This is a genomic window from Roseicyclus sp. (genome assembly GCF_018402035.1).
Lineage (GTDB): Bacteria > Pseudomonadota > Alphaproteobacteria > Rhodobacterales > Rhodobacteraceae > Roseicyclus.
This window is the reverse complement of the sequence record NZ_JAGYJN010000003.1, coordinates 258,259-271,715: the sequence shown is the minus strand read 5'-3', so window position 1 is coordinate 271,715 and position 13,457 is coordinate 258,259. Positions and strand designations below refer to the sequence as shown.

17 protein-coding genes are annotated in these 13,457 nt (G+C 62.0%); 11 read left to right on the top strand and 6 right to left on the bottom strand.

The features are described 5' to 3' along the window. Nucleotides 1-5: 5 nt before the first annotated feature. On the bottom strand, nucleotides 6-656 hold the full coding sequence (locus KG698_RS07350; RefSeq protein ID WP_213684907.1) for a carbonic anhydrase: 651 nt from the start codon (nucleotides 654-656) through the stop codon (nucleotides 6-8). Between the two features lie 150 nt (nucleotides 657-806). Between KG698_RS07350 and KG698_RS07345 the strand changes: the two genes are divergently transcribed. From KG698_RS07345 to KG698_RS07335, 3 genes are all read left to right on the top strand, one after another. Next, complete coding sequence (locus KG698_RS07345) at nucleotides 807-1,190, top strand: hypothetical protein (RefSeq protein ID WP_213684906.1); 384 nt, start codon at nucleotides 807-809, stop codon at nucleotides 1,188-1,190. A gap of 114 nt (nucleotides 1,191-1,304) precedes the next feature. Then, a complete protein-coding gene (locus KG698_RS07340) occupies nucleotides 1,305-2,648 on the top strand; it encodes a M17 family metallopeptidase (protein ID WP_300983240.1) in 1,344 nt (447 codons plus the stop codon). Next, nucleotides 2,645-3,484 carry an NlpC/P60 family protein gene (locus KG698_RS07335; RefSeq protein ID WP_213684904.1) on the top strand — a complete coding sequence of 280 codons (840 nt, stop codon included), beginning with the start codon at nucleotides 2,645-2,647 and terminating at the stop codon, nucleotides 3,482-3,484. The genes KG698_RS07340 and KG698_RS07335 overlap by 4 nt, the downstream gene beginning before the upstream one ends. On the opposite strand, the gene KG698_RS07330 is transcribed toward KG698_RS07335, so the two are convergent. Beyond that, complete coding sequence (locus KG698_RS07330) at nucleotides 3,481-3,825, bottom strand: DUF2794 domain-containing protein (protein WP_213684903.1); 345 nt, start codon at nucleotides 3,823-3,825, stop codon at nucleotides 3,481-3,483. The two genes, KG698_RS07335 and KG698_RS07330, sit on opposite strands and share 4 nt — an antisense overlap. Before the next feature lie 6 nt (nucleotides 3,826-3,831). Here KG698_RS07330 and KG698_RS07325 point away from each other — a divergent pair, with 6 nt between their 5' ends. Further along, nucleotides 3,832-4,215, top strand: coding sequence for a hypothetical protein (locus tag KG698_RS07325; protein ID WP_213684902.1), 384 nt, complete (start codon nucleotides 3,832-3,834; stop codon nucleotides 4,213-4,215). A 238-nt stretch (nucleotides 4,216-4,453) separates the two neighbouring features. Then, a complete protein-coding gene (locus tag KG698_RS07320) occupies nucleotides 4,454-4,675 on the top strand; it encodes a hypothetical protein (RefSeq protein WP_213684901.1) in 222 nt (73 codons plus the stop codon). A 3-nt stretch (nucleotides 4,676-4,678) separates the two neighbouring features. Here KG698_RS07320 and KG698_RS07315 read toward each other — a convergent pair whose 3' ends face one another. Then, on the bottom strand, nucleotides 4,679-5,548 hold the full coding sequence (locus KG698_RS07315) for a branched-chain amino acid aminotransferase (protein WP_213684900.1): 870 nt from the start codon (nucleotides 5,546-5,548) through the stop codon (nucleotides 4,679-4,681). 192 nt (nucleotides 5,549-5,740) lie between these two features. Here KG698_RS07315 and KG698_RS07310 point away from each other — a divergent pair, with 192 nt between their 5' ends. From KG698_RS07310 to dxs, 6 genes are read left to right on the top strand one after another with little or no spacing between them, the layout of a single operon-like run. Further along, nucleotides 5,741-6,256 (top strand): MarR family winged helix-turn-helix transcriptional regulator, encoded by a 516-nt coding sequence (locus tag KG698_RS07310; RefSeq protein ID WP_213684899.1) that lies wholly within the window; start codon nucleotides 5,741-5,743, stop codon nucleotides 6,254-6,256. Then, entirely contained in the window at nucleotides 6,253-6,966 is a 714-nt protein-coding gene (locus KG698_RS07305; RefSeq protein ID WP_213684898.1) for a response regulator, read from the top strand. Before KG698_RS07310 ends, KG698_RS07305 begins: the two co-directional genes overlap by 4 nt. Nucleotides 6,967-6,980: 14 nt before the next feature. Then, nucleotides 6,981-7,913, top strand: a complete 933-nt coding sequence (locus KG698_RS07300; protein ID WP_213684897.1) for a histone deacetylase family protein — start codon at nucleotides 6,981-6,983, stop codon at nucleotides 7,911-7,913. Beyond that, the gene (locus tag KG698_RS07295) at nucleotides 7,910-8,155 is read left to right on the top strand and encodes an exodeoxyribonuclease VII small subunit (protein ID WP_213684896.1); all 246 of its coding nucleotides are present in this window, start codon (nucleotides 7,910-7,912) and stop codon (nucleotides 8,153-8,155) included. Before KG698_RS07300 ends, KG698_RS07295 begins: the two co-directional genes overlap by 4 nt. 40 nt (nucleotides 8,156-8,195) lie before the next feature. Continuing rightward, complete coding sequence (locus KG698_RS07290; protein ID WP_367114059.1) at nucleotides 8,196-9,026, top strand: polyprenyl synthetase family protein; 831 nt, start codon at nucleotides 8,196-8,198, stop codon at nucleotides 9,024-9,026. Nucleotides 9,027-9,046: 20 nt separating this feature from the next. Then, nucleotides 9,047-10,966, top strand: coding sequence for a 1-deoxy-D-xylulose-5-phosphate synthase (gene dxs / locus KG698_RS07285; RefSeq protein ID WP_213684895.1), 1,920 nt, complete (start codon nucleotides 9,047-9,049; stop codon nucleotides 10,964-10,966). Between the two features lie 35 nt (nucleotides 10,967-11,001). On the opposite strand, the gene KG698_RS07280 is transcribed toward dxs, so the two are convergent. Genes KG698_RS07280 through KG698_RS07270 form a run of 3 tightly spaced genes read right to left on the bottom strand, consistent with a single transcriptional unit; the run spans nucleotide 11,002 to nucleotide 13,455 of the window. Beyond that, complete coding sequence (locus KG698_RS07280; RefSeq protein ID WP_213684894.1) at nucleotides 11,002-11,784, bottom strand: ion transporter; 783 nt, start codon at nucleotides 11,782-11,784, stop codon at nucleotides 11,002-11,004. 19 nt (nucleotides 11,785-11,803) lie between these two features. Further along, nucleotides 11,804-13,036, bottom strand: a complete 1,233-nt coding sequence (locus KG698_RS07275; RefSeq protein WP_213684893.1) for a class I SAM-dependent RNA methyltransferase — start codon at nucleotides 13,034-13,036, stop codon at nucleotides 11,804-11,806. Further along, on the bottom strand, nucleotides 13,033-13,455 hold the full coding sequence (locus tag KG698_RS07270) for a glyoxalase (protein ID WP_213684892.1): 423 nt from the start codon (nucleotides 13,453-13,455) through the stop codon (nucleotides 13,033-13,035). The genes KG698_RS07275 and KG698_RS07270 overlap by 4 nt, the downstream gene beginning before the upstream one ends. Nucleotides 13,456-13,457: the final 2 nt, after the last annotated feature.

The window sequence follows — 13,457 nt, the reverse complement described above, 5'->3', positions numbered from 1 at the left end:
AAAGCTTAGCCGCGCACGAAATGGCGCACTTCGCCGTCAAATGTCTCAAGATCCATCTCGGCCAGATCAGTCCAAAGCCCGTGCAGCGTCAGGCGGCCTTCATCAACCGCCTCGGCCACAAAAGGATAGCTCATCAGGTTTTCGAGGCTGATCAAAATCCCCTCTTTCTCAAGCGCGGTCTGGCGATGCGCGGCATCGGTGATATCAGCGATCCGGGTCACACCGGGGCGCAGAATATCCAGCCAGCGGCCAACGAAGCTGTCGATCTGGTCCAGCTCGGCGGCCTCGCCTGCGCACATTTGCAAACAGCCGCGCACGCCGCCGCATTGCGAATGGCCTTTCACGATGATGTGGCGCACCTTGAGGAACCTGACCGCGAACTCCACCGCTGCAGCCGTGCCTTGGTGATGCCCATCGGGCGCATAGGGCGGCACCAGATTGGCAATGTTGCGATGCACGAATAATTCGCCGACCTGTTGGCCAAAGACCGGCCCAACCGCGACACGGCTGTCACAACAGGCGATCACCATCGCCTGCGGGTTCTGACCTTCGATGGCAAGTTTGCGAAACAGGTCACGATTGCTGGGGAATTCATGGGTTTTCCAGCGCTTGTAGCGTTCAAGCAGATAGTCAGGCAGGGATTTGACACGGTGCATTTGCAGTCGTTCCTCGTGGATGTCCGATACCTCATTAGCCCAATGCCACGCAAATTGGAGGCGATTTTTCACGCGGCAATAAGGCTTTGTTCAGACCCGGATCGCATGGTCCCGCCTGCCCGTGGTGGGGGAGAAGTGTGGAGCGTATGAATGAGGGCGGGTGTAACGGACCTACCGCTGGGAGAGCCTGCGCGCTTCAACCCCAGCCAACTTGAATTACTATGTGACCGCTTGGGCGAGCATCGTGCCGAGGCCGAGGTTGCCTATGCGCTTGAACGGATCGCCAAGCATCTGTCCCAGCTTGGTTTAGATCGCCTCCGGGCGGATCGCGCGGCGCTGGAAAAGCTCTTGGCCGCCCTTGTCGGCGATGCGCGGTTGATCGGCATGGCGACGCTGGCACAGGCGGGGCGGCATGTGCTTGATTGCCTCGACGGGGATGATCCCGTCGCTTTGGCCGCGACCTTGGCCCGGCTCGAGCGGGTGGGGGATCGCTCCATCGACGCGATCTGGGATTTGGAGGATCTTTCCGGGTGACGGGCCTTGCGGCGACCGGGCATGGCGCTAGTGTGGCCGCACACGAAAATCGCCCTCAACCGCCCGAGTGTCATGCAAAAAGACCTATGTTTCGCCGCGCCCGATCCAACGGCTATGCCCATCTTGCTTGTCGCAGGCGACGATGCGCTCGATACGCTGACGCAGACACAGCGCGCTTGGGCCGAGCATCACGGCTTTCAAGGTAGTTTGGGCCAAAGCTGCACGCTGCCCGGTGATGATGGGCGGCCTGTCATGGTCTTGCTTGGCTCGGGCACAGCACAAGATCGGCTTTGTCGCCGTTTTGCACTTGGCCATGCCATCGCCGGGCTGCCAGAGGCGACATATCTGCTGTCCAACCCACCCAAGGGAACTGATGGCGCGGAATTGGCGCTTGGCTATCTGTTCGCGTGTTACCGCTTTGATCGTTATCGCGACCAAAGCCGCCCAAAGGCGCGCTTGATTGCCCCCGATGGGGTCAATGCCGCCCAATTGGAACGCATCGCTGCCGCCGAGGCGCTGACGCGTGACCTGATCAATACCCCCGCCGAGGATATGGGACCAGAGGCACTCGAAGCGGCGGCGCGTGATCTCGCGGGGGCGTTCGGCGCCACGATCTCAGTCACCACCGGCGATGATTTGCTGAGTGCGAATTTTCCCTTGATCCACACGGTAGGCCGGGCCGCAGCGCGCGCGCCACGCCTGATCGAGATGCGTTGGGGCAAGGGCAAGCGGACGCTGACCCTGATCGGCAAGGGCGTGTGTTTCGACACGGGCGGCCTAAACCTCAAACCCGGCGCATCGATGGGGTTGATGAAAAAGGATATGGGCGGCGCGGCCACGGTCTTGGGCCTTGCGCGCATGATCATGTCAGAGGGGCTGGATCTCACGCTGCGCGTCTTGATCCCGGCGGTCGAGAATGCGGTATCGGGCGCGGCCTTTCGGCCCGGTGACATCTTCACCGCGCGCAATGGCATGACGGTCGAGATCAACAACACCGATGCCGAGGGGCGGCTGGTTTTGGCCGATGCGCTGGCACTTGCCAATGAACAACCCGCCGATCTGACCATTTCGATGGCGACGCTGACGGGTGCGGCGCGGGTGGCGGTCGGCCCCGATATCGCGCCGTTTTTCACCGATGATGATGGTTTCGCCGCCGATCTGGCACGACATGCCAGCCGAGTGGCAGACCCGGTGTGGCGTCTGCCCTTCCATCCCGCCTATGAGGCGCTGATCGAGCCGGGTATCGCCGATCTCGACAATGCGCCCTCGGGCGGCATGGCCGGTGCGATCACGGCGGCGCTGTTCTTGCGCCGTTTCGTGCCCGATGTGCCGTGCTATGCGCATTTCGACATCTATGCCTGGAGCCAATCCAACGCACCGGGGCGGCCAAAGGGGGGCTTGGGCCAAGGGGCGCGCGCGCTATTTGCCCTGCTTGGCGAAGAAAGGGTAAAGTCATGAGTGATCCACGCACCACGCCTTGCAATGGCCGCGTGGCCCATATCTCGCTCGAGGGACAGGTCGAGGCTGAGCGCTTCGTCAATGGGCGCTGGATGATGGTCCAGCAACCCATGGTCAACATCACCGATGCGCCGCGCGGCAACCGGGTCAGCCAGCTTTTGTTCGGTGAGCGGTTCTTGTCGCTGGAAACGGCCGATGGCTTTGCCTTTGGCATGGCCGAGCGCGACAATTACGTGGGCTATATCCTGTCCGGCGCGCTGACCGGGGCCGAGGATTCCACCCATTGGGTTACCACCCCCGCCACCCATCTTTACCCAAAGCCGGATTTCAAATCGCCACCCGATGTGGCGCTGTTTTTCGGCAGTCAGGTCAAAGTCGCAGGCGAGCGCGATGGATTTTTGCGCATCCAGACTGGCCACCACATTCCTACCCAGCACCTCACCCCGATCCGTGCGCGGTTTTCCGACCCTGTGGGGATTGCCGATCTGTTTCTTGGCACGCCCTATCTATGGGGCGGGACAAGCCGTTGGGGGATCGATTGTTCCGGGCTGGTACAAGCGGCCCTTTTGGCCTGTGGCATCCCCTGCCCCCGCGACAGCGACCAGCAAGAAGCAGCCTTGGGCATGGCCCTTCCCGAGGGTGCGGCCCTACAACGCGGCGATCTGGTATTTTGGCGCGGCCATGTGGGCATCATGGCGAATGATCACATGCTGCTGCATGCCAATGCACATCACATGGCCGTCGCTTATGAACCGCTGGCCGAGGCGGTAGAACGCATCGAAGCGCGTGAGTTCGGCGCGGTGACATCTTACCGGCGCTTGGCGCTGCCCCGCTAGGTCTCGACCGCGCGGATCAGCTTGCGTTCCAGCACGCGCAGCACAACCTTCAGGTCATTGCCGCGCTTAAGGATACGACCATCCATGCCGATCACGGCATATTGCCCTTGCCGCTCGCGCAGGCGGGGGCGCTTTTCCACCCGGTAGATCGGATGCTCGGCGGTGCGTCGGAAAATCGAAAAGACCGCGACCTCGCTCAGATGCGAGATGCCGTAATCGCGCCATTCACCCGCGGCGACCATGCGCCCATAAAGCGTGAGGATATTGCCCAGCTCGTGGCGGTCAAAAGCCACCTGCTCTGTGCGCGCTGCGGGCCCGATGGGCAGGGAATGCATCACCATCCCGAAATGTTGAGCGCGATGGCCGCGAAAATCAAGCAAAAGCAGGGTGGCGTCTTCGAGATTCACTTTTTGTTAAGAAATGACTATATTGATGGCATGATGACACAAGAAACCGATCCCGCCCTGATCACTGCAATACACGACGTTGTCGTGCGCGAACTTGAACCCGCCCGGATCGCGCGGGTGGATGTTGCGCGCGATCTAGACCATGATGGAGACCCCATCTTGCGGATCAAGATTGTGTTCGAGGCAGATAATGACAGGCTCAATCCGACCGCGGTACGCGGATTGATCCGCCACCTGCGTGAAGCCCTCACCCCGCTTGATGTGAACGAATTCCCCATGTTCAACTTCGCGACCGTCAAGGAAGACGCCGCTGCAGCCGCTTGATCTTCTCAGAACGGCGAAACTGCTGGTCACAAACCGGTCATCTCGTCGGCCGCGGCAGTCAGACCTCAAACGTGCGGTCAGCAGCGCCTATTACGCAATGTTTCATGAGGTATGCCGAACCGTTGCCGACGGAATGATCGGCACTGCCGGATCAATACGCAGTGCACCCGCATGGCGACAAGCCTACAGGTCCGTTGAACACGGGTTTGCGAAAGCACAATGCAGCAACGGAAAGGTAATGACGAAGTTTCCGCAGGAAATTCAGGACTTCGGCAACCTGTTCGTCAAGTTGCAAGAGGATCGTCACAACGCCGATTACGACCCTACATCCCGCTTTCAACTGAGCGACGTCGTACAAATCATAGACGTCGCGGAAGAGACGGTAAAACTATACCGACGCACAGCGAACAAGGATAGACGGGCCTTCGCGGTCTGGGCGACCATGAAGGCCCGTCATTGAGGGTTACGCCCTTACGAGCGCCTCATAGGCATCCGACATGGAGCGGGTCAGCGCGCCCACTTCAAAGGTGTAGTCGCCGATCTGGCCCACCGGCGTGACTTCGGCGGCGGTGCCGGTCAGCCAGCATTGCTCAAAACTTTCCAACTCTTCGGGCATGATGTGGCGCTGATGCACGGTGATGTTGCGCTCGCCCAGCATGCGGATGACGGTCTGGCGCGTGATCCCGTTGAGGAAGCAATCGGCCAAGGGCGTATGCACCTCGCCATCCTTGACGAAGAAGATATTGGCACCCGTCGCCTCGGCCACGTAGCCGCGATAGTCGAACATCATCGCGTCCGAACAGCCCTTGGCCTCGGCGGCGTGCTTGGACATAGTGGCGATCATGTAAAGACCTGCCGCCTTGGCCTGATAGGGGGCGGTTTCGGGGGCTGGGCGGCGCCACTTGGCGATATCGAGCTTGGCCCCCTTAGTTTTGGCGTCGCCGTAGTAATTGCCCCAGCTCCACGCCGCGACGGCCATGCGCACCGGGTTGCGCTTGGAAGAGACACCCATATCATCGCCCGCGCCGCGCCATGCCAGCGCACGCACATAGGCATCGGTCAGGCCATTGGCCTGCATCACCGCGTATTTCGCGGCCTCGATCTCGTCGATCGAATAGGGGATCGGCATATCGATCATCTCGCCCGATTTCAGCAAGCGCTGGGAATGGAGGCGGCTCTCAAAAATCTTGCCGTTGTAAGCGCGCTCACCCTCGAACACAGAGGAGGCGTAGTGCATCGCATGGGTCAGGATATGGACATTGGCCCCGCGCCAATCCACCAACTCGCCATCCATCCAGATCTTGCCATCACGATCATCATAGGCTCCGGCCATCGGTCCGCTTCCTTGTAGGCTGCACCGGCACTTCCATCCGGTCGGGTTTTCGAATGTTGCGCAGATTACGTCCGTATCGGGCATATTATTGCGCAAAACGCCCTAATCGCTAACAATCGATTCTTGGAAAGTCAACAAGGCTGACATAAACTGATCGAAATCCCCAACGGGATGCAAACGAGGGGCTAGAATATGGCGGATCGCAATGCGGCGAATGTGATGGGGCGGGGCGAAAGCCTGTTGTTCCTGACCGACGACCAACTGCGCCGCGGGATTGAAGCGATGTTTTTCGCCTATCGCGGCTTCACCGCCGACCCTGATCGTATCTTGCAAGATTACGGCTATGGCCGTGCGCATCACCGCGCGATCCATTTCATCAACCGCAGCCCCGGCACGACGGTCAATAACCTGTTGTCGATCCTTGGCGTGACCAAGCAATCGCTCAACCGCGTGCTGCGCACCTTGGTCGAGGATGGTCTGGTCGACAGCCGCGTCGGCACCCGCGACAAGCGCGAGCGGCATTTATTCCTCACCCCCAAAGGCGCGGCCCTTGAGCGCGAATTGTCCGAGGCCCAGCGCAGCCGCATGCGCGACGCCTATCGCGCCGCCGGCCCCGAGGCGGTTGCGGGATTTCGCACCGTGCTTGAGCAGATGATGAACCTCGAGATGCGGCGGCAATACATGGACGGCGGGGATGGTGCGAGATGAGCGGCGAAATCGGCGCGCATCTGCTGATCGTCGATGATGATGAGCGTATCCGCGGGCTTTTGCAGAAATTCCTGATGCGCAACGGCTACATGGCCAGCGTTGCGCGCGACGCGGCACAGGCGCGGCGGCTGCTCAAGGGTTTGGCCTTTGACCTGATCGTGCTTGATGTGATGATGCCCGGCGAAGATGGGCTTAGCCTATGCAGCGCGATCAGGCAAAATCAGACGACGCCGATCTTGCTCTTGACCGCGCGCGGTGAAGCGGGTGATCGCATCAGCGGGCTCGAGGCAGGGGCCGACGACTACCTTGCCAAACCATTCGAGCCCAAGGAATTGCTGCTGAGGATCAACGCCATCCTGCGGCGCATGCCCAAGCCCGTGGACGAGCCGGAATTGCCGCAAATCCTCCATCTGGGGCCAATCCGCTACGACCTTGAGCGCGGCGAGATGTGGCGTGGCGCAAACCTTGTCCGGCTCACCGCGACCGAGGCCGCCTTGATGCGCATCTTCACCAGCGAACTAAATCGCCCGATCAGTCGCACGGAATTGGTGGGGCTTCTCAACCGCGATAAATCCGGTGCTGATCAGGTCCAAGAACGCGCCGTCGATGTGCAGATTACCCGCCTGCGCCGCAAGATCGAGGTCAGCCCGAAAGAGCCGCGCTATCTTCAAACCGTGCGGGGCGCGGGCTATATGCTGGCCCCCGACTGAGGAAAGATGCCGCCGTGACGCTTTTGGTTGAAAACCCTGCTGGCCTTGATCACCTGACCCCGCTTGGCCACCCCGAGCGGGTCGAGCGCCTGTCCGAGATTAACGAGGCGCTGTCTGCCCCTGAATTCGACGATTTGACCCGCATGATTGCCCCCATGGCCGATGAGGCCATGCTGCTTTTGGGCCATCCGCAAGCCTATATCGATTGGGTGCGCGCCCAGATGCCCGAGGTCGGGCGCGCAGCCCTTGACGCCGACACCCATGCCAGCCCCGGCTCGTGGGAGGCCGCTTTGCGCGGCGTGGGCGGCTGCATCGCCGCCATCGATGCGGTGCTGGGCGGGCGGGAAAAGAACGCCTTTGTTGCCACAAGACCGCCGGGCCATCATGCCGAGAAAACCCGCGCGATGGGGTTTTGCCTTTTTTCCACCGTCGCCATCGCGGCGCGCTATGCGCTGGAACATCACGGGCTCTCGCGCGTGGCAGTGGTGGATTTCGATGTGCATCACGGCAATGGCACGCAAGATGTGCTCTGGGATGAGCCGCGCGCGCTGTTCATCTCGTCCCACCAAATGCCGCTTTACCCCGGTTCGGGTGCCGCCAATGAGCGTGGCGGGTCGAACAATGTGCTGAACCTGCCCTTGGCCCCCGCCACGGATGGGGCGGCGATGCGGCGGGCCTATGAAACCCAAGGCTTTGCCCGTCTGCGCGCATGGGCGCCCGAATTGATCCTGATCTCGGCGGGGTTCGATGCCCATGCCGATGATCCGCTCGCCAATCTGATGTGGGACGAAGAGGATTTCGCCTGGATCACGCGCAGGCTTTGCGACATCGCCGATGAGGTCTGCGCCGGGCGCGTGGTCTCGACTCTCGAGGGTGGTTATGATCTGCCCGCATTGGCGGCTTGCGCCGCAGTGCATGTCACGGAATTGAAGGAGCGGGGCGCATGAGCGACACCAAAGCAATCGCGGCAATGAGCTTCGAGGACGCGATCCGGGAACTTGAACAGGTGGTCGGCGCGCTGGATCGTGGCGATGTGGCGCTTGAGGAATCGATCAAGCTTTATGAACGCGGCGCGGCGCTGAAGGCGCATTGCGAAACCAAGCTGAAAGAGGCCGAAGAAAAAGTCGCGCAGATCACGCTCGACAGCAGTGGCCAGCCCACGGGAACCACCCCGGTCGAGGGGCTGTGATCTCGTGTTCAAGGCAGCGCTCGCGGCGACACAGGCGGATATCGCGCAATTCCTGACGGTTGAGTTGGCACGCTTTGGCGATGACCGCGTGGCCCAAGGGATGCGCTATGCAACGGATGGCGGCAAACGGCTGCGCGGCTTCTTGGTGCTGGAAACCGCCGCGGTCTTCGGTGTGAACCGCGATCAGGCGATGTTCGCCGCCGGTGCAGTCGAGGCGCTGCATGCCTATAGCCTTGTGCATGATGATCTGCCCTGCATGGATGATGATGATCTGCGCCGGGGCCAGCCCACGGTGCATGTGAAATGGGACGAGGCGACCGCCGTTCTGGTGGGCGACGCGCTGCAAACTTTCGCCTTTGAGCTTTTGGCCGATCCGCGCGCGGGCGATGACGCGCAGCGCGTGGCGCTGGTGGGCAGCCTTGCGCGCGCCTCGGGCGCGCAAGGGATGGTCTTGGGTCAGGCGCAAGATATCGCGGCTGAGACCGCGCAGGCGCCCCTGACGCTCGACCAGATCACCGAATTGCAGGGCAACAAGACCGGCCGCTTGATCGAGTGGCCCGCCCTTGCGGGCGCGATCTTGGGCAGGGCCGATCCCGCGCCACTTTTGGCCTATGCCCGCGCTATTGGCTTGGCGTTCCAGATCGCCGATGACATTTTGGATGTGACGGGCGATGCCGCCACCGCCGGCAAGGCGCTGCAAAAAGATGCCGCCGCTGGCAAGGCGACCTTCGTGTCGCTCCTCGGGCTTGACGCCGCCAAGGCGCGCGCCGAAGCCCTCGTCGCTGCGGCTGAGGCCGCCCTGACCCCCTATGGCGAAAAGGCGCATCACCTGCGCGCGCTGGCCCGCTACATTGTCGAACGCGACAAGTAAGGCCGAAGGAGGCCAAGCCAGTGACCAACCGCCCGACGACCCCTTTGCTCGACCGCGTAACTTCGCCCGCCGACCTCAAGCGGTTGAGCGATAGCGAGTTGCGCCGCCTTGCAGATGAGCTGCGCGCGGAAACCATCTGGTCGGTCAGCCAAACCGGCGGCCATTTCGGCGCGGGCCTTGGCGTGGTGGAAATGACCGTGGCGATCCATGCCGTGTTCGATACGCCGCGCGACAAGCTGATCTGGGATGTCAGCCACCAAAGCTACCCGCACAAGATCCTGACCGGGCGGCGCGAACAGATGCGCACGATCCGCCAGAAGGATGGGCTTTCCGGTTTCACCAAGCGCTCGGAGTCGCCCTATGACCCGTTCGGTGCGGCCCATTCTTCAACCAGTATCTCGGCCGCCCTTGGCTTTGCCGTGGCGCGCGATCTGGGCGGGGCTTGCGACACCGGGCATGGCGATGCGATTGCCGTGATCGGCGATGGCGCGCTGTCGGGCGGCATGGCCTATGAGGCGATGAATAATGCGGGCCATCTGGGCAAGCGTCTGATCGTGATCTTGAACGACAACGAGATGTCGATCGCGCCGCCCACGGGGGCCATGTCCTCCTACCTGTCGCGGCTTTACGCGGGCGCACCCTTTCAGGAGTTGAAGGCCGCCGCCAAAAGCGCGGTGTCGCTCTTGCCCGAACCCTTTCAGGAGGGCGCGCGCCGGGCCAAGGAACTCCTCAAGGCCGCGACCGTGGGCGGCACGCTGTTCGAGGAACTGGGCTTTTCCTATGTCGGCCCCATCGACGGGCATGACATGGAACAGCTTTTGGCCGTTCTGCGCACCGTCAAAGCGCGCGCCGATGGGCCGATCTTGATCCATGCGATCACGAAAAAGGGCAAGGGCTATGCCGAACACCGCCCCGACCGGGGGCATGCCACCGCGAAATTCGATATCCAGACGGGGGAGCAGAAAAAGGCCCCGTCCAACGCGCCAAGCTACACAGCGGTTTTTGCCCAGTCGCTCATCCGCGAAGCCGAGCTTGACCCGCAGATCGTGGCCGTCACCGCCGCGATGCCCGATGGCACGGGGCTTGATCTGTTCGCCGAACGCTTTCCCAACCGCTGCTTTGATGTGGGCATTGCCGAACAGCATGCAGTGACATTTTGTGCAGGGATGGCGGCCGGTGGACTAAAGCCTGTCTGTGCAATCTATTCTACCTTCCTGCAGCGCGGTTATGACCAGATCGTGCATGATGTGGCGATCCAGCGTTTGCCCGTGCGCTTTGCCATCGACCGCGCGGGGCTGGTGGGGGCCGATGGGGCGACCCATGCGGGCAGTTTCGACATCGCCTTTCTTGCCAACCTTCCCGGTTTCATCGTCATGGCCGCCGCCGATGAGGCGGAGCTGGTCCATATGCTGCGCACGGCACTTGCCTATGATGAAGGCCCCTCTGCCTTCCGCTTTCCGCGTGGCGAAGGGGTGGGCGTCGATCTGCCCGAGCGGGGCCAAGTGCTTGAGATCGGGCGCGGCCGCATGATTGCCGAGGGCAACCGGGTCGCGATCCTGAACTTCGGCACCCGGTTGAAAGAGGTGCGCGAAGCCGCCGAGGCCTTGGCGCAAAAGGGCATCACGCCCACCATCGCCGATGCCCGTTTCGCCAAACCACTCGACCGCGATCTGATCTTGCAACTGGCCCGCCACCACGAGGCGCTGATCACCATCGAAGAGGGGGCCGTGGGCGGCTTCGGCAGCCATGTCGCGCAGCTTTTGGCCGAGGAAGGCGTGTTTGACACCGGCCTCAAGTATCGGTCGATGTTCTTGCCCGACAGCTTCATCGACCAAGCCAGCCCCGAGGATATGTATGCCGTGGCCCGAATGAACGCGGACGACATTGCAGCCAAGGTGCTGGATGTGCTGGGCGTGGCGCGGTTAGAAAAGCGGGCGTGATGACGGCTCATGTCGGGTGCGCCTGAAGGCACACCCTACCTCTCTAACCGCTCCTCGATCTTCCTCAGCCGATCCAGCACCTCGTCGCGGTAGGCATCGGTGGCCGCGTTGCTTTCGGCGGCGTGGGCGTCTTGCATGGAATTGACCACCAGACCCACGATCAGGTTCACCACGGCAAATGTCGTGACCATGATGAAGGGCACGAAAAACGCCCAAGCATAGGGATAGACATCCAGCACCGGGCGCACGATGCCCATGGACCACGACTCTAACGTCATCACTTGGAACAGCGTGTAAAGCGAGGCACCGATGGAGCCGAACCATTCGGGAAAGCTTGCCCCGAAAAGTTTCGTCGCCATCACCGCCCCGATGTAGAAAATGATCGACATCAGCAAGAACACCGACCCCATCCCCGGCAGCGCGGTCAATAACCCCTCGACCACCCGTCGCAGTGACGGCACCGCCGAGACGACACGCAAAACCCGCAAGATGCGCAGCGCGCGCAAAACAGACAGGCCTTGCCCACCCGGCACCAAAGCGATGCCCACGATCACGAAATCGAAGATGTTCCAGCCAACGCGGAAAAATCGCGGCCCAAGTGCCACCATCTTGAGCACCAGCTCGATCACGAAGATTGCCAAACAGGCCTGATCAAGCGCCAAGATCAACGGGCCTGCGGCTGCCATGATGCTGGGCGATGTTTCCATGCCCAAGATCACGGCGTTGAACAAGATCACGCCGATGATGCTGTTGCGGATGATGGGCTGTTCCAGCCACGCGGCCAGCCGCGCACGAAACCCGATTTGGGTAGCACTCATGTCACTCATAATAACTCCCTCAAACAGGGCTGAGATGGGGCAGGGTAAAGCTTGCCGCAAGCTCTACATGCGGCGACCAGCGAAATTGATCGACGGGTTGCACCCAATTCAGGCGATAGCCCCCCTGAATGAGCAAGGCCGCATCACGCGCGAATGTCACGGGGTTGCACGACACCATCGCAACGCGCGGGATTTGCGCGGTGACGATCTGTGTCACCTGCGCCTCGGCACCGGCGCGGGGCGGGTCGATGACGATCCCGTCAAAGCGCGCCAACTCGGCCGGCAAAAGCGGGCGGCGAAATAGGTCGCGGGTCTCGACCGTCAGCGCCTTCAGCCCGGTCGCGTAGCGCATGGCGTGATCAAGTGCTGCGGTCAGCGCCGCCGCCCCCTCGACCGCATGCACGGGGACCGCGCGCGCCAACGGCAAGGCAAATGTCCCGCATCCGGCGAACAGATCGGCCACCCGCTTGGCCCCATCAAGCGCGGCGGTCACAGCGGCAAGCAGCGCATCCTCGCCTGCCTTGGTCGCTTGCAAAAAGGCACCGGGCGGCGGGGCAACGGCAATCGTGCCGAAATGCACGCTGGGCAGCGTTTCGGCATAGACCGGTTCATCGCCCCAGTTCAGCCGCGCGATACTGGCGCGAAAGCGGGGCAAGACGGTGCGCAATTCTTCGTCAAGCGGTTTGCCGCCCGTCACCGCGCAATCGACGCCCGTGTCGGTCAGCGTCAAGGCAAAGCTCAAGGTCGCCGCGCGCGAGCCGCCAATCTGCGTGATCTCGGCCAGCACGGGCAACAGATCGACCAAGGGTTGGGCCAAGACATGGCAATCGCTGATCGGCACGATCACATCCGAGCGGCGCGCATAAAACCCGACAAGCGCCCCTTTCTTGGTGCGCCGCCCGGCAAAGGTTGCGCGCCGCCGCGCGCGGGGCGGCGATGTGGCGATGGGCTTGATCGGCGCGGTCAGATCATGGGCGGCAAGGGCGGCCACGATCACCCCAGCTTTCCATACCGCAACAAAATCATCGGAGGCATGCATCAAATTGCACCCACCGCAGCTTTTGAAATGCGCACAAGCGGGCCTGACCCGATCAACCGAGGGTTTGACGATCTTGGTATCCGTCATCTGATCACCCGCAACCACGCCAGCAACCACTTCACCGGGTAGGCTCAACGGCACGAAAACAGGGCCGGGCGCGATACCATCGCCGTGATGGCCAAGCCGGTGGATCGTCAGTTCTGTTTGGGTCATGGTCGCTTTATCGCTGGGCTGAAGGCATAGCCCTCGGGGCTGAGGATCGTTGCCTCGCGCAAACCATGTGGCTTGTTGGTCGCAGGCTCGGCCACGACATGCCCCGCCGCTGCGGCGCGCGCAATGGCCGCGTCGGGGTCGACCCCGAAAAGATAAATCTGCACCCCACCGCCGCGCGGCGGGTTCTCAGGGATCAAGCTGGGCAGCGGATGACGCGCAAAGGATGCATCGGAATGGATCTGCAAAATCATCGCGCCATGGCGCAAAATGGCGAAATCATCCGATAGCCGATGCGCGCTGAGGCCAAATACAGCGCTGAGAAACCCCGCAAGACCACGCACATCGCGGCTAAGAAGGTTCACGCCGATCCCCGCAAGGCTGCGGCCAAGATCATCGGCGGATACGGTTTCAAGATCCATAA